General features: G+C 73.2%; 18 protein-coding genes. 7 read left to right on the top strand and 11 right to left on the bottom strand.

Annotated features, from left to right (window positions below):
* Window positions 1-321 precede the first annotated feature (321 nt).
* The 4 genes from ACWDNY_RS14005 to ACWDNY_RS13990 all read right to left on the bottom strand — a co-directional run bounded on the left by ACWDNY_RS14005 (window position 322) and on the right by ACWDNY_RS13990 (window position 9455).
* Window positions 322-2070, bottom strand: a complete 1749-nt coding sequence (locus tag ACWDNY_RS14005; RefSeq protein WP_451645973.1) for a protein kinase domain-containing protein — start codon at window positions 2068-2070, stop codon at window positions 322-324.
* Window positions 2071-2201: 131 nt separating this feature from the next.
* On the bottom strand, window positions 2202-5006 hold the full coding sequence (locus ACWDNY_RS14000) for a protein kinase (protein WP_451645972.1): 2805 nt from the start codon (window positions 5004-5006) through the stop codon (window positions 2202-2204).
* Window positions 5007-5353: 347 nt separating this feature from the next.
* Entirely contained in the window at window positions 5354-7441 is a 2088-nt protein-coding gene (locus ACWDNY_RS13995) for a serine/threonine-protein kinase (RefSeq protein WP_451645971.1), read from the bottom strand.
* A 307-nt stretch (window positions 7442-7748) separates the two neighbouring features.
* On the bottom strand, window positions 7749-9455 hold the full coding sequence (locus ACWDNY_RS13990) for a glycerol-3-phosphate dehydrogenase/oxidase (protein ID WP_451645970.1): 1707 nt from the start codon (window positions 9453-9455) through the stop codon (window positions 7749-7751).
* A 270-nt stretch (window positions 9456-9725) separates the two neighbouring features.
* Here ACWDNY_RS13990 and ACWDNY_RS13985 point away from each other — a divergent pair, with 270 nt between their 5' ends.
* Complete coding sequence (locus tag ACWDNY_RS13985; RefSeq protein ID WP_451645969.1) at window positions 9726-10934, top strand: nucleotide sugar dehydrogenase; 1209 nt, start codon at window positions 9726-9728, stop codon at window positions 10932-10934.
* 88 nt (window positions 10935-11022) lie between these two features.
* Here ACWDNY_RS13985 and ACWDNY_RS13980 read toward each other — a convergent pair whose 3' ends face one another.
* From ACWDNY_RS13980 to ACWDNY_RS13965, 4 genes are all read right to left on the bottom strand, one after another.
* Window positions 11023-12147 carry a GuaB3 family IMP dehydrogenase-related protein gene (locus ACWDNY_RS13980; RefSeq protein WP_451645968.1) on the bottom strand — a complete coding sequence of 375 codons (1125 nt, stop codon included), beginning with the start codon at window positions 12145-12147 and terminating at the stop codon, window positions 11023-11025.
* A 189-nt stretch (window positions 12148-12336) separates the two neighbouring features.
* Window positions 12337-13845 carry an IMP dehydrogenase gene (gene guaB / locus ACWDNY_RS13975; protein ID WP_451645967.1) on the bottom strand — a complete coding sequence of 503 codons (1509 nt, stop codon included), beginning with the start codon at window positions 13843-13845 and terminating at the stop codon, window positions 12337-12339.
* Between the two features lie 175 nt (window positions 13846-14020).
* On the bottom strand, window positions 14021-14608 hold the full coding sequence (locus tag ACWDNY_RS13970) for a sigma-70 family RNA polymerase sigma factor (RefSeq protein WP_361509974.1): 588 nt from the start codon (window positions 14606-14608) through the stop codon (window positions 14021-14023).
* 618 nt (window positions 14609-15226) lie between these two features.
* Complete coding sequence (locus ACWDNY_RS13965; protein ID WP_003948568.1) at window positions 15227-15838, bottom strand: response regulator transcription factor; 612 nt, start codon at window positions 15836-15838, stop codon at window positions 15227-15229.
* A 378-nt stretch (window positions 15839-16216) separates the two neighbouring features.
* On the opposite strand from ACWDNY_RS13965, the gene ACWDNY_RS13960 reads away from it, so the two are divergent.
* Entirely contained in the window at window positions 16217-16549 is a 333-nt protein-coding gene (locus ACWDNY_RS13960) for a WhiB family transcriptional regulator (protein WP_451645966.1), read from the top strand.
* A 630-nt stretch (window positions 16550-17179) separates the two neighbouring features.
* Here the strand turns inward: ACWDNY_RS13960 and ACWDNY_RS13955 are convergent.
* Window positions 17180-18076 carry a LysR family transcriptional regulator gene (locus ACWDNY_RS13955; RefSeq protein ID WP_451645965.1) on the bottom strand — a complete coding sequence of 299 codons (897 nt, stop codon included), beginning with the start codon at window positions 18074-18076 and terminating at the stop codon, window positions 17180-17182.
* 81 nt (window positions 18077-18157) lie between these two features.
* On the opposite strand from ACWDNY_RS13955, the gene ACWDNY_RS13950 reads away from it, so the two are divergent.
* Together ACWDNY_RS13950 and ACWDNY_RS13945 are read left to right on the top strand one after the other, a co-directional pair.
* Complete coding sequence (locus tag ACWDNY_RS13950; RefSeq protein ID WP_451645964.1) at window positions 18158-18826, top strand: MOSC domain-containing protein; 669 nt, start codon at window positions 18158-18160, stop codon at window positions 18824-18826.
* A gap of 177 nt (window positions 18827-19003) precedes the next feature.
* Window positions 19004-19777 carry an SDR family NAD(P)-dependent oxidoreductase gene (locus ACWDNY_RS13945; RefSeq protein WP_451645963.1) on the top strand — a complete coding sequence of 258 codons (774 nt, stop codon included), beginning with the start codon at window positions 19004-19006 and terminating at the stop codon, window positions 19775-19777.
* 132 nt (window positions 19778-19909) lie between these two features.
* On the opposite strand, the gene ACWDNY_RS13940 is transcribed toward ACWDNY_RS13945, so the two are convergent.
* Window positions 19910-20170, bottom strand: a complete 261-nt coding sequence (locus tag ACWDNY_RS13940) for a DUF397 domain-containing protein (protein ID WP_451645962.1) — start codon at window positions 20168-20170, stop codon at window positions 19910-19912.
* Window positions 20167-21006 (bottom strand): helix-turn-helix domain-containing protein, encoded by an 840-nt coding sequence (locus tag ACWDNY_RS13935; protein ID WP_451645961.1) that lies wholly within the window; start codon window positions 21004-21006, stop codon window positions 20167-20169. Before ACWDNY_RS13935 ends, ACWDNY_RS13940 begins: the two co-directional genes overlap by 4 nt.
* Window positions 21007-21260: 254 nt before the next feature.
* On the opposite strand from ACWDNY_RS13935, the gene ACWDNY_RS13930 reads away from it, so the two are divergent.
* The 3 genes from ACWDNY_RS13930 (at window position 21261) to ACWDNY_RS13920 (ending at window position 23184) form a co-directional block, all read left to right on the top strand.
* On the top strand, window positions 21261-22217 hold the full coding sequence (locus tag ACWDNY_RS13930) for a hypothetical protein (RefSeq protein ID WP_451645960.1): 957 nt from the start codon (window positions 21261-21263) through the stop codon (window positions 22215-22217).
* On the top strand, window positions 22195-22368 hold the full coding sequence (locus ACWDNY_RS13925; protein ID WP_451645959.1) for a hypothetical protein: 174 nt from the start codon (window positions 22195-22197) through the stop codon (window positions 22366-22368). Before ACWDNY_RS13930 ends, ACWDNY_RS13925 begins: the two co-directional genes overlap by 23 nt.
* A 285-nt stretch (window positions 22369-22653) precedes the next feature.
* A complete protein-coding gene (locus ACWDNY_RS13920; protein ID WP_451645958.1) occupies window positions 22654-23184 on the top strand; it encodes a hypothetical protein in 531 nt (176 codons plus the stop codon).
* Window positions 23185-23199 lie beyond the last annotated feature (15 nt).

Below are 23199 nucleotides of genomic sequence, written 5' to 3'. Positions count from 1 at the left end.
CCGCGCCACGGCCCGCCCCCACGGCCGATCCGGCGCCCCGGCACAGCCCGCCACAGGCCCCGTCCGGCCACCGCGGCGCTGCCCACTTCCAGGGACCCGCCCAGCTCTCGCAGCGCAGCACCCCGCTGCCCCTCCGGCCGCTGCGGCAGGCGCCGAAAGGTCCGTCCGGCCACCGCGGTGCGCCCGCCCTCAGGGCCCCGCCGGACCTCGCAGCGGAGCGTCGCCGACGCCTTTTCCGGCCGCCGTCCGCAGCCCCCTCCGGGGCCGGCCGGCCGTCGCGCGGGTCCGGTCGCCGGTGCCTCCGGCCGGCACGGGCGCCGGTCAGGGTCTGTCCGGGCGCCAGCTCTGCAGCACCGCCGTGAACTGCCGGCGCGTGGTCGGCCAGTCCTCCGCGGGTGAGGAGATGTAGATGGCGTATTCGACGCCGTCACGGGTGATGTACGTCTGCTCGGTGGCGCGGCGCGGCCCGGGGAAGGGCGTGTCCTTGGCCAGCGCGGTCCAGGTGTACTCCCACCGGGAGCCGGGCCGGTCGCGGTAGGTGTTGGCCTCCAGGGTCACCCGCCGGTAGGCGACCAGCCGCTGCAACTGCTGCTCGAGGTCGGCCTGGTGGTCGTGGGGGTCGGCGTAGTCCGGGGAGTCGTCGACGGCTATCCGGATGAAGTGCTCGCCGTCGTCGGGGGTGTAGTCGACCTGGTGGGTGGCCTCGTCGTACACCGTGCGCTTCCAGTCCGCGCCGGGCACGGCGATGCTGAAGCCGTAGGGGTCGCTGCGGCGGACCCAGCCGTCCGGGAGGCGGCTCGCCCCCTGGGTGGCCGAAGCGGTGGGCGTGGGGCCGGGCGGAGGGGACGTGACCGTCCGGTCGCCGCCGCGCCGGCCCTCGTCCCACTTCTGCACGACCACGGCCGTGCCGCCGCCGAACAGCGCGGCGAGGACGACCACGAGGGCCAGCGTGCGCCGACGGCGCCGTCCGGGCAGGGGTGCGGCGTACCGCGGACCGGCCGTGGTGGGTCCGGTTCCGGCCGGACCGGTGACCGGGTACGTGGAACCGCTCGTGCCCGGCGCGGTCGCCGCCGGGAACGCGGGGCCGCCGAGCGCCGTCGGACCGGTCACCCGATACCCGGCGCCGGCCGTGGCCGGACCGGTCGCCGGGTGGTGGGGCGCCGTGGCCGCGGTCCCCGTCACCGGGTGCGTCGCCGTCTCAGCGCGCGGACCGGTGGCCTGCGCGGGCAGGTGGGGCGCTGCGGCGCCGGGCCGCCGTCCCTCCGCGACCTCGGCGAGCATCCGTTCGGCCTCCGCCGCGCCGGGCCGTGCGGCCGGATCCTTGCGCAGCAGGGCGGCGATGACGGGTGCCAGCGGCCCGGCGCCGCGCGGCGCGGCCGGCTCCTCGTCGACGACCGCCTGCATGGTGGTGAGCGGGGAGGTCCGGCGGAACGGCGACAGGCCCTCCACCGCCGTGTACAGCGTGGCGCCGAGCGCCCACAGGTCGGAGGCCGGGCCCGGGTCGTGGCCGCGGACACGCTCGGGGGCCAGGTAGTCGACCGAGCCGACGACCTCGCCGGTGCGCGTGATGGTCGTGTCGCCCTCGATCTGGGCGATGCCGAAGTCGGTGAGCAGGACGCGCCCGTCGTCGGAGAGCAGCACGTTGCCGGGTTTGACGTCGCGGTGCAGCACGCCGGCGGTGTGCGCGGCGCGCAGGGCGCGCAGCACCCACAGGCCGACGCGCGCCGCCTCCCGCGGCTCCAGACTGCCCTGCTCCCGGACGGCGTCGGCCAGGGACCGGCCCTCGACCAGCTCCATCACGATCCAGGGCCGGCCGTCGTGCTCCAGTACGTCGTGGACGGTGACGACGGCGGAGTGGTTGATCCGCGCGGCCGCGCGCGCCTCCGCCCGGGTGCGCGCGAGGAGGACGGCCCGGTCACTGTCGGAGACGTAGAGCGCGGCGGTCAACTCCTTGATGGCGACGGCCCGGTGCAGCACCTCGTCGTGTGCGCGCCACACCCTCCCCATGCCGCCGCTGCCGATGGAGTCGGCGAGGCGATAGCGGCCGCCCGCGAGAAGCAGGCCCTGCATCTGATTCACGTTCCCCCGCAATGCTCTTGACAGGGTCAGACTAGGGACCGGTACCCGCCCGGGGAACCGGCGGGGTGCCACGGAGACAGCACTGTGACGGTTGTCGCTCCGGCGGCCCGGCGGGAACCGGGTCAGCCCGTGAACCGGTAGGTGGTGGAGGCCTGTTCGTACAGACGGGTCACCTCGTCCCGCTGCGACTCGGGGCCGCGGACCTGCACCACGTGGTAGCGCCCGTCGAGCAGGATGGCGACGTTGCGCACGAACAGGTCCCGTCCGCTCGCGTCGGTCCAGGTGAACTGCCCCTCGGCCATGGTCCGTCCGCCCACCTCGATGGTCCGCAGCCCGGACGCGGTGGCCCAGCTGGAGTCGCGGTAGCCCTGCAACTCCCCTTCCTTGTCCCGCTGGTAGACCATGGGATCGCTGCCGAACCGGGCCGCACCGTCCCGGCCGGGCACGACGAGGAGCTCGAAGCCGCCGTGGGAGTACACCACCTGGGCCCGGCCGTTCCTGGGCGTGCGGTTCCACCCGTCGGCGACGGCGACCTGGAAGCCCTCGGGGTCGCGGCGCAGGGTGAACCCGTCCGCGACGCGGGGGTCGGTGGTCTGCGTCTCGGCCGCACCGGCCGACTCCGAGGCTCCGGCGCTCCCGCCGGGTGCCGTCCGGCCGGGCCGCGGGGCGCCGCTCGCGTCGCGGCCCGGGTCCGCCGGCGCCTGGCTCGCCTCGCCGACGGCCCCGGTGCGGTCGCCGCCCGTCGCGCCGCCGTGACCGGCCTTCGGCATGAACAGCGCCGCGTAGGCGACCGCCGCCGCCAGCGCGAGCAGGATGAGCAGGAGCAGGGTGCGGCCGAGGCGGCGCGGCGAGCCGGCCGGCCGTCTGTCGCGCTTGTGCCGCCCGTGGTGCGCGGGCAGCCCGGCGCGCCGCCTGCGCACCAGCTCGCCCCGGCGGCGCACGATCGGCAGCCGGCTGGGGTCCGCGGGCGGGGCGGCGACGACATGTGCGCCGGCCTCCGGCTCGGGCGCGGACCGCACCAGCGAGCGCAGCCAGCCGTTGAGTTCCTCGAAGTCGATGCGCTCCGTGGGGTCCTGGCGCAGCAGCGACTCCACGACCGGCCGGAGCGGGCCGCACTCCTCGGCGAAGGCGGGCGGCTCGGCGCACACCAGCTGCACCAGCTCGGCCGTCGACTCCTCCGGGTAGGGGGCGTGGCCCTGGACCGCGCGGAAGAGCAGGGCGCCGAGCGCCCACAGGTCGGTGGCGGGTCCGATGGGAGCGGCCAGCTGCCAGTTCTCGTGCACGGGCCCGGCCTGTTCCGGCGCCCACCGCTCGGTCACCGGCCCGACGACCGCCATCCGCGCCTGCCGCGCCCGCTCCGCGGCCAGCGCCGTGCCCGGCCCGCGCCGGGCGGGTGCCCCGGCGGGCTGCTCGTCCCACCGGGTCTGCTGGGGCACCCGGGCGCCGGTCGGCGCGCCGTCGCGTTCGGGCACGGCTGGGAAGGCCGCGCCCTCGGTCCCCCGCCCGCCGGCGAATCCGCCGGGTGCGGGAAGGGCGCCCGCGACGGGTCCGGTGCCCGCTTCCGGGCCGCCGCCCGGGCCGGGAAGTGCCGTGCGGGCGCCGGGCCCGCCCGGGGCCGGTACCGCCCCCGCACCGGGTGCGGCGCCACGCCGTGCCGGGCCGTGGATGCCGTGGGGGGCGACTGTCCGGCCCGGGGGTGCCGTGCCGGTGCGGTCGGCGCCGGCTCCGGAGGTGTACGGGGTGCGCTCGGGTCCGCCTGCTTGCGGGTCGTCGCCGCCGGGCAGCGCGGCGCGCGCGCCCTGCTGGGCCTCCTGCACCCGGGCCGCCGCCCGTGCCCCGGCGCGATAGGCGGCTATCGCGCCGGCGCGTGCCGCGCGGACGTCCGCGCCGGTCTCGGGGGAGCGCTGTTCCAGGGCTCCGGCTCCGCCGTACGCCGGGTCCGTCCCGGCCGCCGGTCCGCGGGCCGCGCGTGCCTCGATGGCGGCCCGCCGCGCCGCCTCCGGGTCCACGGCGGACGCGGCGCCCCCGCCGATCGCCCCCGGACCCGGCGCCCGCCCGGACGCCCCGCCGTGGCTGCCGTGGCCGGCGGCGTACCGGGCTGCCCCGGAGGCGTCGGGGGCCGTCCACCAGGGACCGCCGCCGGAACTCCCGCCGTCCGGCCCGCCCGTCCGGCCACCGCCCGCGGCACCGCCGTTCCCGGGCGCACGGCCCGGCCGCCCGGTGTCGCCCGGCCCGCCGAACCCGCCGGACCCGCCGTCCCCGCTGGGGGCCTCGGCGCCGCCGGACCGCACGGGGTCGTCGTCGCCGTCCTGCGGCGGCACGGGGTCGTACCCGCACAGCGCCTCCTCCGCCGCGCCGACCGCGAGGCCGGTCAGCATCACCCGGCCGTCGTCGCACACCAGGACCGTGCGGGCAGTGATGTTGCGGTGCACCCAGCCGTGGGCGTGCAGCACGCGCAGCGCCGTGACGATGTCCGAGGCGACCTCGGCCGCCCGGTACGGCGTCAGCGGCTTCTCGGCCAGCAGCGCAGCGAGCGGCCGCGCGGCGACCAGTTCGCTGACGACCCACAGCGAACCGCCCTCGGCGAACACGTCGAAGACCTGGTCGAGCCGGGGATGGTCGGGGATGCGGGCCGCGGCCTGGGCCGCCTCGACCGCCCGCCGGACGGCCGGGTCGGCCGGGCGCCGGGTGGCCGTCCGGGGCGGGGGCCGCCGGGAGACGCCGTCACGCGCCGTGAAACCGGCGGGCAGCCCGTCCGCGTCGAGCACCTCGGCCTCGACCACCTCCGGCAGGGGCACCTGCCGGACGAGGACTTCCTGTCCGCTGTAGGTGTCGAAGGCCCGGGTCTCGGTCAGTTCGTACTCGTCGGAGGGCGGCAGCGGCAGGCGGTAGCGGTCGGCGAGTACCCGTCCCGCGTAGTCGTCCACGTTGCCTCCCCCGGCCGCCCGGTCGGTCAGTTCCGTTCGCCATGCGTCCCGTTCCGGCTGCGTACGGTCCGCAACCCCTCACGATACGTGCCGGAGGCAACCCGCAATGAGGGGATGACATATCTCGTTTCCCGAACTCGGGAACGAATTCGGGGCCGGGCGCGGCGACCGGTCACGGCGCTCGGCGGCTGGTGCCGCGGCAGGCGACGTTTACCCGTCGAGGAGCGGCGTCCGGTGCGTGCTCTCGGCGTCCCGGCCGGACGCCCTCGTACGGGATGTACTCGGGCTTCCGGCCGGTGCGGCGAGTGCCGGGCGTCGCGACGGGGCGAACATTGCCTGCCGCGGCACTAGGACTTCGGCCTGAAGGTGTTCGCCAGCGTCTGCCAGGTCTTCTGCCGCAGGTCGCTGTCCCAGGTGGCGGCCTTCGCCGTGTACATCAGGGCGTGCCCGAGGTGGTCGTTCACCACGAACCCGCGGTCGATGGTCCGGTACGTCGTCCCGCCGGTGGCGTAGGTGAACTCCCAGTCGGCCGTGTTCCAGCCGCGGTACTGGACCTTCTCGATGCGGATGCGCCGGTACTGGGAGCGCACCATGCCCCGTTCCTGGTTCTTCCAGTCGGCGACCGGGTCGCTCTTGGGCGTGGACGTCCAGGCGACCAGCAGCTTCTGCCCGTCGGGGCCGGTGAAGCGGGCTCCCGCGCTGTCCGTGCCCGCGTACTTCCACCCCGCGGGAAGCCCGATCGAGAAGCCCTGCCCGGCCTTGTACGTCGACGCCACCGGGGCGCCCGCGCCGGAGCCGGACCCGTGGCCGCCGGAACCCGTGCCGCCGTCGGCGTCGCCGGTGGCGCTCGGGCCGGCGCCCGCGCCGCCGGTGGAGCCGCTCGCGGTCGCGGAGCCGGACGGGTCGCCGCTCTGTCGCGTCCCGCCGTTCCCGTCCTCCTTGGTCGACGCGCCCGGGGAGGGACCCGCCGTGCCGGACGTGCCCGCGGCGCTGCCCCGGCCGTCGTTCGGGCCGCCGTCGTCACCGCCGCCCAGCACGAGGGCGAGCACGGTGCCGAGGACGGCGAGCGCCACGATCGCCGCGATGATCACGAGCGTCCGTCGCGGCATCACGTCGGTGAGCGGCGCCTTCGGGGCCGGACGCGGGGGCAGGTCCGGCGGCGGCACCGCGGGCCAGCCGGAACTGGTGCGCCCGGAGCCCGTCCCGGTCCCGTCCGTGGCCGGCTCGCCGGCGTCGGACGACGCGTCGGAGCCGTCCCGCCCGCCGGACGCGGACGGTGACGGGGATTCGGCGGCCCCGGCGCCGGAGTCCGCCGCGGCCGCGGAGCCGGCGTCCGGGGACCCGCGCTCCGCGGACTTGGCACGGTCCGTGTCCGCCGCGCCCGCCGCGCCGCCCGCCACGGCGGCCTTGCGCACGGACCGCAGCGCGCCCCGCAGCCGATCGGCCGCCTCCTCCCCCCGCTTGCCGCCGGTACCCGCGCTCCCCTTGCCCGCACGCTCGTCGGGCTGCGCGGGCAGCGGTACGACCCTGGTGGCGTCCGCGGGCGGCTCGGCGTCCGCCGTCGCGCCGGGCGTGTCGAGGACGGCCTTCAGCAGGGCGCGGGCGCCCGCGTCGTCCAGGCGCTGGGCCGGGTCCTTGGTGAGCAGCCCGTGGATGACGTCCCGCAGCGGGCCGGCGTTCTTCGGCTCCTCCAGGGGCTCGGTCATCACCGCGGTCAGGGTGGCGATCGCCGAGCCCCTGTCGTACGGGGGCGAGCCCTCGACCGCCGCGTACAGCAGGCCGCCGAGGGACCACAGGTCGGCCGCCGGGCCGGGCTTGTGGCCGCGGGCCCGCTCCGGGGAGATGTAGGAGGGCGCCCCGACGAGCATGCCGGTGGACGTGATGGACGGGTCGCCCTCGACCTGGGCGATGCCGAAGTCGGTCAGCACGACCCGGCCGTCCTCGGCGATCAGCACGTTCGACGGCTTCACGTCGCGGTGCAGGATGCCCTGGCGGTGCGCGGAGCGCAGCACGTCGAGGACGGCGAGCCCGACCTCCGCCGCGCGCCTCGGCTCCAGCACGCCGTCCTCGCGGATGACCTCGGCGAGGGACTTGCCCTCGACGAGTTCCATCACGATCCAGGGCCGGTCGTCCTCGTCGACCACGTCGAAGACCGTCACCGCGCTCCTGTTGCGGATCCGGGCGATGGCCTTGGCCTCACGCAGCGTGCGCGTGATCAGGCGGCGCTTCTCCTCCTCGTCGATGTTCGACGGGAACCGCAACTCCTTGACCGCGACCGTGCGGGCCAGCGTCTCGTCCTCGGCCCGCCACACCGTGCCCATGCCGCCCCGGCCGAGCACGTCTCCCAGCCGGTACCGCCCGGCGAGAAGACGCTGCTCGTTCTTGTCCTGACGAGTGTCCTGACGGGATGTCCCCGCCCGCTCCGCCTCCGACATGCGTCCCCTCATGCAACCCGCCCTGACAGAGCCTCCATTGTCCCTCACCCGACAAGTACCCCGCGCCCAGGGGGCCCCTGGCGCGGCGCCTTCGCGAGGGCGAACGACCGCGTCGCCGTGCGGGCATGACGGGCCGTGACAAGTGGAAAGCCAAGGGTGCCGACGCATCGGACACTTCTGGCAAACCGTGCCGCCGGCGACACGCCGGGGGCGGAAATTCCGCCGGCGCGGACTTTTCCGCACCGGCGTGCGCAACGGCGAACGGGTGACAGGAATCCGGAGGAACGGGGCAGCAGGGGAAGCGCGCCTACAGCGGCACGATGTCCGGCGCCCCGAGCCGTGCCGCGTCGGCCGTCAGGTCGTCCGGCTGGCGCTGCGACTCCCGCTCGGCCTCCACCCGCTTCTCGTAGTGCGCGATCTCGCGCTCGATCTGGTCCTCGTCCCAGCCGAGCACCGGCGCCATCAGCTGCGCGACCTCGCGCGCGCTGCGCGTGCCCCGGTCGAAGGTCTCGATCGAGATGCGGGTCCGCCGGGTCAGCACGTCGTCGAGGTGGCGCGCGCCCTCGTACGAGGCGGCGTGGACGACCTCGGCGCGCAGGTAGTCGTCGGCCCCCTGCAGGGGCGCGCCCAGCGAAGGGTCACCGGCTATGAGGTCGAGGACCTCCTGGGCGGCGGACCCGTACCGGTTCAGCAGGTGCTCCACGCGCACGACGTGGAGACCGGCCTCGTCGGCGATCCGGGCCCGCGCGTTCCACATCGCCCGGTAGCCCTCCGCGCCCAGCAGCGGGACGTCCTCGGTGACGCAGTCGGCGACCCGCATGTCGAGTCCGTGCACGGCCTCGTCCACCGCGTCCTTGGCCATCACCCGGTAGGTGGTGTACTTGCCGCCCGCGACCACCACGAGGCCCGGCGCCGGATGCGCGACGGTGTGCTCGCGCGACAGCTTGCTGGTGGCGTCGGACTCGCCCGCGAGCAGGGGCCGCAGCCCGGCGTACACGCCCTCGACGTCAGCGCGGGTGAGCGGCACCGCGAGCACCGAGTTGACGTGCTGCAGCACGTAGTCGATGTCCGCGCTGGACGCGGCCGGGTGCGCCTTGTCGAGGTCCCAGTCGGTGTCGGTGGTGCCGACGATCCAGTGCCGGCCCCAGGGGATGACGAAGAGCACGGACTTCTCGGTGCGCAGGATCAGGCCCGTGCTTGAGTTGATCCGGTCCCGGGGCACGACCAGGTGGATGCCCTTGGAGGCCCGGACGTGGAACTGGCCGCGCTCCCCGACCATCGCCTGGGTGTCGTCGGTCCACACACCGGTGGCGTTGACGACCTGCTTGGCGCGGACCTGGTACTCGACGCCGGCCTCCACGTCCCGGACGGTGGCGCCGACGACGCGCTCGCCCTCACGCAGGAACCCGGTCACCCGGGCCCGGTTCGCGACCTCGGCGCCGTAGGAGGCCGCGGTGCGCACCAGCGTCGTGACAAAGCGTGCGTCGTCGACCTGGGCGTCGTAGTACTGCAGCGCGCCCACCAGCGCGTCCTTCTTGAGGCACGGCGCGACGCGCAGGGCCTGACGGCGGGTCAGGTGCCGGTGCCTGGGCAGGCCGCGACCGTGGCCGCGCGCCATCGACATCAGGTCGTACAGGGCGACGCCGGCACCCGCGTACAACCGCTCCCAGCCGCGGTGCCGGAGGGGGTAGAGAAACGGGACCGGCTTGACCAGGTGCGGAGCGAGGCGCTCCAGCAGCAGGCCGCGCTCCTTCAGTGCCTCCCGGACGAGCGCGAAGTCCAGCATCTCCAGATAGCGCAGTCCGCCGTGGATGAGCTTGCTGGACCTGCTCGACGTGCCCGCCGCCCAGTCGCGCGCCTCGACCAGGCCCGTGGTGAGGCCACGCGTGACGGCGTCCAGCGCTGTACCAGCGCCCACCACGCCCGCACCCACGACCAGCACGTCCAGCTCTCGCTCGGCCATTCCCGCCAGGGACTCGACGCGCTGCGCCGGTCCCAGTGCCGCTGTCCTCACCGCTGCCTCCCGCTGTCGGTCGCGCCGGCCGCGCCCGTCGGGCGTGGCCCCCGTCCCCCACCTCTGCCCAAATTCTGACCTCGTTGCCCTGCTTCAGCCACCAGTCGCCCCCACCTTGTGGACCACCCGGTCCCGGTTCCGCGAGAAACACGCTGGTCAATCCCGCAAAACGGTCATATTTACTCCTAGTCTGACATTGCGCTCGCTCACCCTGTCCACCGGGCTGGCGCATCTGCCCCGCCTCGGTTATTGGGAAGGACGGCCCACGCCATGCCCGCAGACCTCGCCGTCATCGGACTCGGTCCTCTCGGCCTGCCCCTGGCCCAGGCCGCCGTCGCCGCCGGCATCACCACCCTCGGCTACCGGACCGGGCCCGAGTACGGCGCCCTCAGCCCCGCCGAGCTGCGCCGGATGCTCTCCGGGGGCTTCCGGCACGCCACCAACCCCGCAGACCTCGGCCGGGTGCGCACCGCGGTGATCTGCGCGCCGACCCCGCGCGGCGCGGACGGCGGGTTCGACCTCGGCCAGGTCGAGGCGGCCGCCCGCGCCCTGGCGGCGCGCCTGCGCCCGCACACCACCGTGATCCTGGAGTCCCCCGTGCTGCCGGGGACGACGGAGGACTTCCTGCGGCCGCTGCTGGAGGAGGGTTCGGGCCTGCGCGCGGGCCGCGACTTCCACCTCGCCTACTCGCCGAGCCGCGTCGACCCCGGCAGCCGCGACGCCGTCCCGGCCGGCACCCCGAAGGTGATCGGCGGCCTGACCCCGGCCTGCACCGAGTCCGCCGCCGCCTTCTACGGGCGGCTCACCGACAAGGTGGTCCGCGCCCGGGGCCTGCGGGAGGCGGAGACGGTGCAACTGCTGGAGACGAACTACCGGCACGTGAACATCGCCCTGGTCAACGAGATGGCGGTGCTGTGCCACGAACTGGGCGTCGACCTGTGGGACGTCATCCGCTGCGCGGAGACCAAGCCGTTCGGCTTCCACGCCTTCCGCCCCGGGCCCGGCGTGGGCGGCCACAGCGTCCCGCAGGACCTGGCCGGGCGCGCCGGCCGCTCCCTGCGCATGGTGGAGCTGGCCCAGGAGGTCAACGGCAGGATGCCGCGGTACGTCGTCGGACGCGCCGCCACCCTGCTCAACGAGCACGGCAAGTCCGCCCGCGGGGCGCGCGTCCTGCTGCTCGGCGTCACCTACAAACCCGACCTCGCCGACCTGGAGGGCACGCCCGCCCACGAGATCGCGGTCCGGCTGATGGAGCTCGGCGCCTCCGTCAGCTACCACGACCCCCACGTCCCCGCCTGGAGCGTCCTGGAGCGCCCCGTCCCGCGCGCCGACTCCCTGTACGAGGCGGTGGCCGGCGCCGACCTGACGATCCTGGTGCAGCACCACCGCACCTACGATCTGCAGGGCCTGTCGGTGAAGGCGCAGCTGCTGCTCGACACCCGGGGGGCGACGCCGACCGGGGCGGCGCACCGGTTGTGAGGCCCCGGGAACCAAACGCACACACGCCGAGGGCCCGGTCACCCACCACCGTGGGTGACCGGGCCCCTCGTCCGGGCTCGGCGCGGCGTCACCGCCGGTGCTGCGAGTCCCCCACCGTGACCTCGACGCGCTGGAACTCCTTGAGCTCGCTGTAGCCGGTCGTGGCCATGGCGCGGCGCAGGGCGCCGAAGAAGTTCATCGAGCCGTCGGGGATGCGGGAGGGGCCGGTGAGGACCTCCTCGATCGTGCCGACCGTGCCGAGGTCGACCTTCTTGCCGCGCGGAAGCTCGTCGTTGACGGCCTCCATGCCCCAGTGGTGGCCCTTGCCGGGCGCGTCCGTGGCACGAGCCAGCGGGGAGCCCATCATGACGGCGTCGGCGCCGCAGGCGATCGCCTTGGGCAGGTCGCCGGACCAGCCGACGCCGCCGTCCGCGATCACGTGCACGTAGCGGCCACCGGACTCGTCCATGTAGTCGCGGCGCGCGGCGGCCACGTCGGCGACGGCCGTGGCCATCGGCACCTGGATGCCGAGCACGTTGCGCGTGGTGTGCGCGGCGCCGCCGCCGAAGCCCACCAGGACGCCGGCCGCGCCGGTGCGCATCAGGTGCAGGGCGGCGGTGTACGTGGCGCAGCCGCCGACGATCACCGGCACGTCGAGCTCGTAGATGAACTGCTTCAGGTTGAGCGGCTCGTGCGAGGACGAGACGTGCTCGGCCGAGACGGTCGTGCCGCGGATGACGAACAGGTCCACGCCCGCGTCCACCACGGCCTTGGAGAACTGCGCCGTGCGCTGCGGGGACAGCGCGGCCGCGGTGACCACGCCCGCCTCACGCACCTCCTTGATGCGCGCGCCGATCAGCTCCTCCTTGATGGGGGCCGCGTAGATCTCCTGCAGCCGCCGGGTCGCGGACTCGGCGGGCAGCTCGGCGATCTCGTCGAGCAGCGGCTGCGGGTCCTCGTACCGGGTCCACAGGCCCTCGAGGTTCAGTACGCCCAGGCCGCCGAGTTCGCCGATGCGGATCGCGGTGGCCGGGGAGACGACGGAGTCCATGGGGGCGGCCAGGAACGGCAGCTCGAAGCGGTAGGCGTCGATCTGCCAGGCGATCGAGACCTCCTTCGGGTCCCGCGTACGGCGGCTGGGGACGACGGCGATGTCGTCGAAGGCGTACGCCCGGCGGCCGCGCTTGCCGCGCCCGATCTCGATCTCAGTCACGTCTGTGGCCTTTCCCTGATGCGTTTCAGCGTCTTCCAGTATCGCCGACCGGAGCGGCGGGCGGCCTGCGCAGGGGGCGCGGCGCTCCCGGCGCGGACACGGCGAGGGCGGCCCCGGGACTTCCGGGGCCGCCCTCGGGGCACTGGTTTCCGCGCGCGGGCCACCTCGGGTGCCCCACGCGCGGGTCCGTCACCGCCTGCCGCTGTAGTTCGGCGCCTCGACCGTCATCTGGATGTCGTGCGGGTGGCTCTCCTTCAGACCCGCCGAGGTGATCCGCACGAACCGGCCGTTCGCCTGCAGCTGCGGAACCGTCCTGCCGCCGACGTAGAACATCGACTGGCGCAGTCCGCCGACCAGCTGGTGGACGACCGAGGACAGCGGGCCGCGGTAGGGCACCTGGCCCTCGATGCCCTCGGGGATCAGCTGCTCGTCGGAGGCGACCCCCTCCTGGAAGTAGCGGTCCTTGGAGAACGACCTGCGGTCGCCGCGGGACTGCATGGCACCCAGGGAGCCCATGCCGCGGTACGACTTGAACTGCTTGCCGTTGATGAACAGCAGCTCGCCGGGCGACTCCTCGCAGCCCGCCAGCAGCGAGCCCAGCATCACCGTGTCGGCGCCGGCGACCAGGGCCTTGGCGATGTCGCCGGAGTACTGCAGACCGCCGTCGCCGATGACCGGGACACCGGCCTCCTTGGCGGCGAGCGAGGCCTCGTAGATGGCGGTCACCTGGGGGACGCCGATGCCGGCGACCACGCGGGTGGTGCAGATGGAACCGGGGCCGACACCGACCTTGATGCCGTCGGCGCCCGCGTCGACGAGTGCCTGGGCGCCGTCGCGCGTGGCGACGTTGCCGCCGATGACGTCGACGCCGGTGGAGTTCGACTTGATCTTGGCGATCATGTCGCCGACCAGGCGGGAGTGGCCGTGCGCGGTGTCGACGACGATGAAGTCGACACCCGCCTCGATCAGCGCCTGGGCGCGCTCGAAGGCGTCACCGGCCACGCCGACCGCCGCGCCGACGAGGAGACGGCCCTCGGCGTCCTTGGCGGCGTGCGGGTACTTCTCCGCCTTGACGAAGTCCTTGACCGTGATCAGGCCCTTGAGGACGCCCTCGTCGTCGACCAGCGGAAGCTTCTCGATCTTGTGCCGGCGCAGCAGCTCCATGGCGTCCTGCCCGGAGATGCCGACCTTGCCGGTGACCAGCGGCATCGGCGTCATGACCTCGCGCACCTGACGGCTGCGGTCCGTCTCGAAGGCCATGTCGCGGTTGGTGACGATGCCGAGGAGCTTCTTGCCGCCGTCGGTGACCGGAACGCCGCTGATGCGGAACTTGGCGCACAGCGCGTCGGCCTCGGCGAGGGTGGCGTCCGGGTGGATCGTGATGGGGTCGGTGACCATGCCCGACTCGGACCGCTTCACCAGGTCGACCTGGTTGGCCTGGTCCTCGATGGACAGGTTCCGGTGCAGCACGCCGACACCGCCCTGGCGGGCCATCGCGATCGCCATGCGGGACTCGGTCACCTTGTCCATGGCGGCGGACAGCAGCGGGATGTTGACCCGCACGTTCTTCGAGACGTACGAGGCGGTGTCGATCTCGTCGGGTGCCATGTCCGACGGGCCCGGCAGCAGCAGCACGTCGTCGTAGGTCAGCCCGAGTGTCGCGAATTTCTCGGGCACTCCGTCGACGTTGGCAGTCATGACACCTTCCCCAAATGGCCTTGATCGGTGCGGATGTCCATGCTAACGGGAAGCGAGCCTGGCTCATTCCACGGTTCCGGAGGACGCCCGGCTTCGTGTGTTCGTACGGAAAGGGGCGGGCGCCTGTTCAGACGCAACCCACCCGCGGGTGCCGTGGAGGCCGTTGCCGCCGCGGCTACTGTTCCGCGAGCGCCCGGAGGCGGCTCAGCGCCCTGTGCTGGGCAACCCGCACGGCCCCCGGTGACATTCCCAACATCTGGCCCGTCTCCTCCGCGGTCAGCCCTACGGCGATGCGCAGCAGGAGCAGCTCGCGCTGGTTCTCGGGCAGGTTGGCCAGCAGTTTCTTGGCCCACTCGGCGTCGCTGCTGAGCAGGGCGCGCTCCTCCGGGCCGAGGGAGTCGTCGGGGCGCTCGGGCATCTCGTCCGACGGGACGGCCGTCGAACCGGGATGCCGCATGGCCGCCCGCTGCAGGTCGGCGACCTTGTGGGCGGCGATGGCGAAGACGAAGGCCTCGAAGGGGCGGCCGGTGTCCCGGTAGCGCGGCAGGGCGAGCAGGACCGCGACGCAGACCTCCTGGGCGAGGTCCTCGACGAAGTGACGTGCGTCGCCCGGCAGCCGCGTCAGACGGCTGCGGCAGTAGCGCAGCGCCAGCGGGTGGACGCGGGCGAGCAGATCGTGCGTGGCCTGCTCGTCCCCGTCGACGGCGCGGTGGACGAGTGCTCCGATCGCCCCCTGGGCACGTGCCGCCTCGTCCTCGCGCATCGGTCCATGGTGCCTTGGCGTCGTTCCCTCCGTGGCACCGCCTCCGTGGTTGTGCACCGAAGCGTTATGAGCAGGTGCGCCGGAACTCATCCTGTGCGCCCTCCCCTTCCGCTCGACCGACTCGTCCCTGAGGAACTCCACACCTCAAGGATGCGGCATCCGCGACGAAACGAGCAGCGGGCGCCCGTCGGGCGGCCGTGTCCGGGCGCGGACTGTGAGATGACGCGGCGGCGGTGGGCGGGGGTGCCGCCGTGCGGACGGCGGCGGCGCTCACCGGCGGACCGGCGGTGTCGCACGCCGTCCGACCAGCGTCGACGCGCACCCTGCGACCGGCGGCGGTGCCCACGGCACCGGCACGGTCGTCCACGAGGTCGCGCGGTCCGGAGTGCCTACGCCGGGCGGCCCCGCCCGCCCCGGTGCAGCGGTCGGCACACGCCGTGCGGACGTCGGCGAGCTCACAGACTCGGGGTGTCCGGGACCCTCCCCCATGCTCGGCCGGCGGCGCGTGGGGGGTGCCGTGACGTAGTGGCCCGCCCGGGCCGGAAACCTCTCGCCGCCGGGATGCCGCCCGGTCCGTCGTCTGCCGCACCGGTGAACGTCCTCGGAACGTCCCGGTCCCTAGCGGACCAGCCCCCACCGGAAGCCGAGCGCGACCGCGTGGGCGCGGTCGGAGGCGCCGAGCTTCTTGAACAAACGCCGGGCGTGCGTCTTGACCGTGTCCTCGGAGAGGAACAGCTCGCGCCCGATCTCCGCGTTGGAGCGACCGTGGCTCATGCCTTCCAGCACCTGGATCTCACGCGCGGTGAGCGTGGGCGCGGCACCCATCTCGGCGGAGCGCAGCCGGCGCGGGGCGAGTCGCCAGGTCGGGTCGGCCAGCGCCTGCGTCACCGTGGCCCGCAGCTCCGCGCGGGAGGCGTCCTTGTGCAGGTAGCCGCGGGCGCCGGCGGCGACGGCGAGCGCCACACCGTCGAGGTCCTCGGCGACGGTCAGCATGATGATGCGCGCGCCCGGGTCGGCCGACAGCAGACGCCGGACCGTCTCGACGCCGCCCAGACCGGGCATGCGCACGTCCATGAGAATGAGGTCCGATCGGTCGGCGCCCCAGCGGCGGAGGACTTCCTCGCCGTTGGCCGCCGTCGTCACACGCTCGACGCCGGGCACGGTCGCCACCGCGCGGCGGAGCGCCTCTCGGGCAAGCGGGGAGTCGTCGCAGACGAGGACGGATGTCATGGCCGTCCTCCGCAGCTGATGCGCGTCACCTTGAGCCTCCAGGCTGGTACGAATCGTCACCTGTGCGGTCGACCGTCTCGGACGTCCGCCCGAGCGCTTGTGTTCTCAAGCGCCTCCGCACTCTCAACGACGGTCACCCGAAAGAGTTACGGGGCTGTCTGCCATCTTCGGCACTCTACGTGAGGAGGCGGACACAGCGGAGTTATGCCGCCGCACTCTCAACTTTTCATCACAACCGTGCCCCGTTCAGCCCCTTTTCTTCCCGTTAGTCGGTGTCTGGAGCTAGATTCGCAATGAGTCATATTTTCATCTCCTTAGATCGGAGATGGACGGTCGCCGGCACCGTATCCGCCACGAACGGCTACAAGGGGTCACGAAATGGCAGATTTCTCCCGCCTTCCCGGACCGAACGCGGATCTGTGGGACTGGCAGTTGCTGGCTGCCTGCCGCGGCGTGGACAGCTCGCTCTTCTTCCATCCGGAAGGCGAGCGCGGGGCGGCTCGGAGCGCTCGAGAGAACTCGGCCAAGGAGGTCTGCATGAGGTGCCCGGTCCGCGCGGAGTGCGCGGCACACGCCCTGGCGGTGCGCGAACCGTACGGAGTGTGGGGCGGACTGACCGAGGACGAGCGCGAGGAGCTCATGGGGCGGGCCCGCAACCGGCTGGTGACGACGTCACCGACCGGCGCGGACGCCGCATCGAACAGCAGTTGAAGGAACGTTTCTTCTCACCAGGGCACGCGGGGGCGTGCCCTAGTCCGCCGGCCCCTACCGGCGCCTGGCGGTGACCGTGACCCGACCGCCCGCGACGGGGGCGGGTGACCTCCGTGGCGAAACGGGACCTCGTCGACCTTGGGCGCCGCCCTCCGTGACCTCGGCGCGCCCCGGCCGCTCGGGCTCCGTCCGTGCCGTTCGATGCCGACGCGTGCCGCCTGCCGCCTGCCGCTCGTGACGAGGGGTGCGCTGCGGCGCCGTGAGCCGCTGTGACGAGGTGTCCGCCGTGAAGCGGCGCCGCTTGTGCCGTGCTTGTGACCTTGTGCCGCTGACTCCGCGCCGCCCTGACCGCCCACCGCCCGCCGTGCCATCTGCCGCCATGACCACCTGCGCGCGCCGTGACCCTGCGTGCCTGTGCGTACCGGGAGGGCCGCCGTACCGGCAACGCCCACCGCGACCCCGTGCCCGCCGTGACCGCCTGCACCCACCGCCTCCGCGCCCACCGGCCGCGACCCCGCGTGCCCGCCGTGACCGCCCCCAGCCACCGGCCGGTCCCGCCGGGGCGGGCCGCCGGCACCGTCACCGGCGGCCGCCGGCACCGTCACCGCCGCGCACCGGCCGCGGGCACGGTCACCGGCGGGCCGCGCGCCCCAGTTCGTCGAGGGTCGCCGCCACCGCCGGCACCTGGGCCAGGTCGGGCAGCGTCAGCGCGACGATCTCCCGCCGTACCGCCGGTTCCAGAGTGACCGTGCGGGCGTGCCGGGGCCGTACGGACTCGATCGCGAGCTGGGGCAGCACGGCGACACCGAGACCGGCACCGACCAGGCCGACCACCGCCGGATAGTCGTCGGTCGCGAAGTCGATGCGGGGCGTGAAGCCGGCGCTCTCGGCGGCCTCGACCAGCTGGCCGCGGCAGCGCGGGCAACCCGCGATCCACGCCTCCCCGGCGAGTTCGCCGAGGGAGACGGACGCGGCGCCGGCCAACCGGTGCCGTTCGGGCACGAGCGCCACCAGCCGGTCGCTCAGCAGCGGCCGCACGACCAGGTCGTCCCACTCCTCCGGGCCCCCGGACCCCTCGTAGCGGAAGGCGAGCGCGATGTCGCAGTCGCCCTCGCGCAGCATCTCCACGGACCTGGGCGGCTCGGCCTCCTCCAGGAAGACGCGGGTGCCGGGATGCGCGGCGCGCAGCGCGGCGAGCGCGGCGGGCACGAGCGTGGAGCTGCCGCTGGGAAAGGAGACCAGCCGGACCCGTCCCGCGCGCAGGCCCGCGATCGCGGCGACCTCCTCCTCGGCGGCGGTGAGTCCGGCGAGTATGCCGCCCGCGTGCCGGACGAGCGCCTCGCCGGCCTGCGTCAGACGCATCTCCCGGCCGCTGCGGACGAGCAAGGGCGTGCCGACGGACGCCTCCAGGGCCTTCATCTGCTGACTGACGGCGGGCTGCGTGCAGCCCAGTTGACGTCCGGCGGCGGAGAAGGAGCCGGTGGTGGCCACGGCACGCAGCACGCGGAGATGACGAACCTCGATCACCCTTCGAGCATAAGTGACCCTTGGGCAGCAAAGCCGATAACGCGTTCGACACTTTGGTCACCGCTCGCCTACCGTTCGGCCATGAAGCTTCTGTCTGTGAACCTGGGCCGCCCGCGGGCCGTGCCGTACACGGACCAGGCCGAGGGCCTGACCGGTATCGACAAGCAGCCGGCGGACGGGCCGGTACGGGTGGCGGCGCCCGGCCCGAAGGGCGTCGGCGCGAGCGGGCTGACCGGGGACGTGGTCTGCGACACGCGCCACCACGGCGGGGACGACCAGGCCGTGTACGCGATGGCGCGCGAGGACATGGACGAATGGGAGCGGGAACTCCTGCGGACCCTGCCGAACGGGTCGTTCGGCGAGAACCTCACCACCACGGGCCTCGACGTCTCGGGCGCGCGCATCGGTGAGCGGTGGCGCGTCGGCTCCGCCGTGGTCCTGGAGGTCACCAGCGGGCGCATCCCCTGCCGGACGTTCCAGGGGCACCTGGGTGAGAAGGGCTGGGTGAAGCGGTTCACGCTGAGGGGGGCACCGGGGGCGTATCTGCGGGTGGTCGAGCCCGGGGAGATCCAGGCGGGCGATCCGATCGAGGTCGTGCACCGGCCCGACCACGACGTCACCGTCGCCCTGCAGTTCCGGGCCGTCACCACCGACCGGGCGCTGCTGCCGCGGCTGCTGGCGGCGGGTACGGCACTGCACCCGGAATCGCTGGCGGCGGCGCGCAAGTACGCTGCGGCGCACGGCCACTGAGCGCCCGTCAGGGTCCGGGCCGGCGCCGGCCGGCCATCGGGCCCCGGTCCTCCGCGACCCGCGCGGGCGCACGGTGGCCGGCCGCACGTCGCGGACCTTCCCGCACGCCGTCCTCACCGAACGGCAGGGCGTGTGCAGGCTACGGGAGCACCGCCCGCGGACCACTAACCTCTCACCATGACAACGGCTCTGATCACAGGATCCACCGCGGGCATCGGCGCCGCGTTCGCGCGTCGGCTGGCAGCCGACGGGCACAACCTCGTCCTGGTGGCGCGCGACACCAAGCGCCTCACGGAGCAGGCGACCGAGCTGCACGACCGGCACGGCATCGAGGCCGAGGTGCTGACCGCCGACCTGGCGACCGACGACGGCATCGAGGCGGTGGCCGCCCGGCTGGGCAACCGCACGAACCCGGTCGACCTGTTGATCAACAACGCGGGCTTCGGGAACACGGGCCGGTTCCTGGACGTCTCCATGGCCGACGAGCTGCGGATGCTCAAGGTGCACTGCGAGGCGGTGCTGCGCCTGACGGCGGCGGCGACGGAGGGCATGCGGGACCGGGGCCGGGGCGCGGTCGTCAACGTCGCGTCGGTCGCGGCCTTCGTGCCGCGCGGCACCTACGGGGCGTCGAAGGCATGGGTCGTGCAGTTCACGCAGGGCGCGGCACGCGACCTGGCGGGCAGCGGCGTACGGCTGATGGCGCTGTGCCCGGGCTTCGTCCGCACGGAGTTCCACGAGCGGGCCGGCATGGGCACCGACAACATCCCGAACTGGATGTGGCTGGACGCCGACAAACTCGTCGCGGCCGCCCTGGCGGACCTGGCCCGCGGCAGGACCCTGTCCATCCCGGACCCCCGGTACAAGGCGCTGATGGGCCTGGTGAAGGTGACGCCCCGGTCGCTGCTGGGCGGAATCACATCGAGGACGGGCCGCAAGTACGGCCCGCAGTGACGGCGGCAGGGACCGCGGTGACGGCCGTCCCGCGGCGGATCCGCTGCGACTGACGCCCGGAACCGAGCCGTACCGGGCCTGGGGTCCGACGGACAGGGGCGGCCGGTTGCCGACCGCCCCTGCTTGCTCACCTCAGCCGCGCGCGGCCATCCGCACGAACGCGGCCCACTCATCGGCGCCGACGGAGAGGAACGCCTCCCCCGGCCGCTTGGAGTCACGGACGAGCACGGCCGTACCAGCGCCCGCAACCTCGACGCACTGGCCGCCGCTGCCTGAGCTGTAGCTGCTCTTCGTCCAGGCGACCTCTATGCAGTCTCCGCCACTGCCGGAGCTGTAACTGCTCTTGAACCAGCTCAGCTCGCCAGCGGCAGGCTCGGGGCTGCTTGCCTTCATAGCTCTCCCAACAGCTTCTCGACGAAGGCCAGCGACTCCCTGGGAGTCAGCGCCTGCGCTCGGAGAACGCCATACGTCGATGCCAAAGGACTGACCTTCTTGGGCGTGGTGTACAGGATGCTTGCCTCCTGCACCTCCATGTAGCCAATCCTGCGCTCGCCTTCCAGATTGATCAACGTCAATGCGCCGCCGAGCCCTGCATGTTCGTCGCGGTCGGTAGGCATGACCTGCAACTCCACGTTTCGTTCGTGCCCGACGAGCAGCAGTTGCTCCAGTTGGCCACGCAGCACTTGGCGACCGCCGACAGGGCGCCTGAGTACCTGCTCCTCGACGACGAAGCTCAGAAGCGGGGTAGGTCGCCGGGAGAACAGTTTCTGCCGCTCCAGTCGTGCGGCCACTCGCTGCTCGATGACTTCAGGGTCCAGCAACGGGCGCCACATGGTGAAGACCGCACGCGCGTAATCCTGCGTCTGCAACAGACCCTTGACCACGTGATTGTCGTAGGCGTGCAGCTCAGCAGCCTGGGCCTCCATCTCCGCGTACCGCCGGAAGAACGACGGATACCGAGCCTTCGCCACCTCCTCCTTCATCGCCACCAGCACACCCCGCGCCCCCAGCACCCTGTCCACCGTGTCGATCAGCTCAGGCTTGGGAATCCGCCGCCCCTGCTCCACCGCCGCGATCTGCGCCTCGCCGTACCCGACCCGCTCCCCCAACTGCGCCTGAGTGAGCCCGCCGTGCTCCCGCAGCAGCTTGATCTGACGCCCGAAGCACCGCAGGAACTCCCCGCCGGCCTCCCCCTCCGCACCCGCGCCCGAGTCCGCCCCCGACTCCACACGACCCTCCTCACCCACCGCTCACTGTCCGTGATCGCAGAGTAGGAGTCGCGTACGTCAACCGATCGCAAAGTCGGGCAGGTTGACTCATGTGAGTGAACGCTGACCAGCGAAAGCTTTCTTCACTCGACGCGTTCATCCGCACACTCTCGGTGCGGTACGGTCACCCCGACAGCGCACAGCACATGACTCGGCCCCCGCAACGGCGGCAACCGTTCGCGAGGGCCTGAACCACCAGTGGACAGGACTCCACCGTGATTTACCGGCACTGTATCGCGCCCCCGCGCGCCTACACCCAGTTCTCGCACGACATCATCCGGCACCCCCGCCTCTCCTCGGACGCGGTCCGCCTGCTGACCTGGCAGCTCTCCCTCCCCCAGGGCACAAGGGAATCCCTCTCCCGAACCGCCGAACGGGCCAACATCGGCGCCTGTGCCTTCACCCGAGCCAAGCGCCAGCTCAAGGACGAAGGATTCGTGCATGAGCGGCGCGTCCAGGGCCCCGGCGGCCACTGGGTCACCCAACAGCTCGTCTCCAACGTGCCGTTGAGCGCCGCCGAAGCCGCCAAGATCCTGGGGCAGGTCCCCGTATCCCCGTCATCGACGCAGCTCGCACCGAGTCCCCGTAATCCGGCCGTCGGCGCTCCGGCTCCTCCGCTCACCGACGGTCATCCAAAGAAAGACCCCGGGGAAAACACCTCCCACCGTCCCGCCGAGCCGAGCACCACCGTTACCGAGCCTCCCGAGGCCGCCCGCGCTTTCGTCGCCGCCCTCCCCCACCTCTCCCCGGACCTCCGCCGCATCCCCCGAGGCATGCACGACGAGCTGGCCCGGCTCGTATCCGGATGGCTCACGGCCGGGCACACCCCCGCCGGCATCCGCACCCACATCCTGAGCGGCCTCCCCGACGACGGCCCTCCGGTCCACCGCCCCGGCGGTCTCCTGCGCTACCTGCTCCGGGACGTGCCACCCGTGCCCACCCCGAGCGACGCACCGACCGCCGCAGCCACGGAACCCACAGAATCCCGTCTGTCCAGCCGACTCGCCACCCTCCGGGAGTGCGAGGGCGACCACGTACAGGCGTCCCTCTTCCGCCCGGTCGGCGACGAGACACTGTGCCGCCACTGCCTCAACTCGATGCCGCGGAAGGCAAGTCGGCACACGCCGGGCCCGTGGCAGGATGCGCGCCATGGGAGCGAGAGGCGACAGTGACGTGGCGTACGTCGTCGGCCTGTGCAATCGGATTCTGCCGTCTTCGTCTCTGAAGGCCGTCGAGCGCGTTCCGGGCCACGTCCGCGACCTGCTGCGGATAGAGGTGTACGAGGTGACGGACGACAACAGGGTGCGCCGGCTGACCGCGTGAGGGAAGCCGCCCCGGTGGAGCGGTGCGACCGGCCCCTTCCCCGACAAGCCCGACACCCTCGCCCGCCACCCCGTTGATCGCAGCGACGAGGCCGCTTCACCAAGGCAGGGGGTCAGGACGGCGGTTCCACCACCAGCCGCTTCCCGGAGCGATGCCCTTCGTACGGGCCAACTCCCTGCACGGTTGGTCGGTGTCCTCGGCCGTCAGCTGAGCGGAAAGCGCGTCGAGAGACCAAGGGCGGCGGACTCGACATCGACCAGACCATCATCAACAAGTAGGCAGAGCATGACTGACCTGGAACTTCTGACAGCCTTTCCGGCTACCGGTGAAGCGGGGCTGGTACTCAACGACTGGGAGCGGACCGAAGCAGCGCTTGGCGTCACCTTCCCCTCTGCCTTCATGCGCTTCCTGGACGTCTTCGGAGGTGCGAAGTTCGACGACTTCCTTCGCGTCTACCGAGCGGGCGCCGACAACCTGAACGCCGATCTCCTGACCCGAACCGAGCAGGCCAGGAAGATCGTGGCCACCACCCGGCCCCATATCCAGAAGTTGCTGGCAGAACGCGGAACGGGCACGTCCGAGCTGATCTGCTGGGGCGGCACGGACAACGCTGACATGTGCTTCCTGATCCCTCACGAGGACTACCGCAAGTGGGCTGTCCTATCGGTCATCGGCCGGGGGAGCGAGTACGACCTCCTCGAAGGTCCGGTGGAGAGCTACCTGTTGCGCATCCTTCGGCGAGACATCCTGAGCGATGTTTTCCCGGACGACTTCCCGGACGAAGTACCCTCCTACGAACGCCACCCGCATATCTGAGCCACCGGGAAACAC

It is taken from the genome of Streptomyces sp. NPDC003697, assembly GCF_053587115.1.
Note: the sequence above shows the minus strand (reverse complement) of the source record. Positions and strands in the feature narration are given on the sequence as shown.

Coding starts and splice junctions, on each gene's coding strand:
- ACWDNY_RS13920 (WP_451645958.1), top strand. CDS start 22,654: ATGACTGACCTGGAACTTCTGACAGCCTTTCCGGCTACCGGTGAAGCG.
- ACWDNY_RS13995 (WP_451645971.1), bottom strand. CDS start 7,441: ATGTCGGAGGCGGAGCGGGCGGGGACATCCCGTCAGGACACTCGTCAG.
- ACWDNY_RS13945 (WP_451645963.1), top strand. CDS start 19,004: ATGACAACGGCTCTGATCACAGGATCCACCGCGGGCATCGGCGCCGCG.
- ACWDNY_RS13940 (WP_451645962.1), bottom strand. CDS start 20,170: ATGAAGGCAAGCAGCCCCGAGCCTGCCGCTGGCGAGCTGAGCTGGTTC.
- ACWDNY_RS13950 (WP_451645964.1), top strand. CDS start 18,158: ATGAAGCTTCTGTCTGTGAACCTGGGCCGCCCGCGGGCCGTGCCGTAC.
- ACWDNY_RS13960 (WP_451645966.1), top strand. CDS start 16,217: ATGGCAGATTTCTCCCGCCTTCCCGGACCGAACGCGGATCTGTGGGAC.
- ACWDNY_RS14005 (WP_451645973.1), bottom strand. CDS start 2,070: ATGCAGGGCCTGCTTCTCGCGGGCGGCCGCTATCGCCTCGCCGACTCC.
- ACWDNY_RS13970 (WP_361509974.1), bottom strand. CDS start 14,608: ATGCGCGAGGACGAGGCGGCACGTGCCCAGGGGGCGATCGGAGCACTC.
- ACWDNY_RS13965 (WP_003948568.1), bottom strand. CDS start 15,838: ATGACATCCGTCCTCGTCTGCGACGACTCCCCGCTTGCCCGAGAGGCG.
- ACWDNY_RS13985 (WP_451645969.1), top strand. CDS start 9,726: ATGCCCGCAGACCTCGCCGTCATCGGACTCGGTCCTCTCGGCCTGCCC.
- ACWDNY_RS13925 (WP_451645959.1), top strand. CDS start 22,195: ATGGGAGCGAGAGGCGACAGTGACGTGGCGTACGTCGTCGGCCTGTGC.
- guaB (WP_451645967.1), bottom strand. CDS start 13,845: ATGACTGCCAACGTCGACGGAGTGCCCGAGAAATTCGCGACACTCGGG.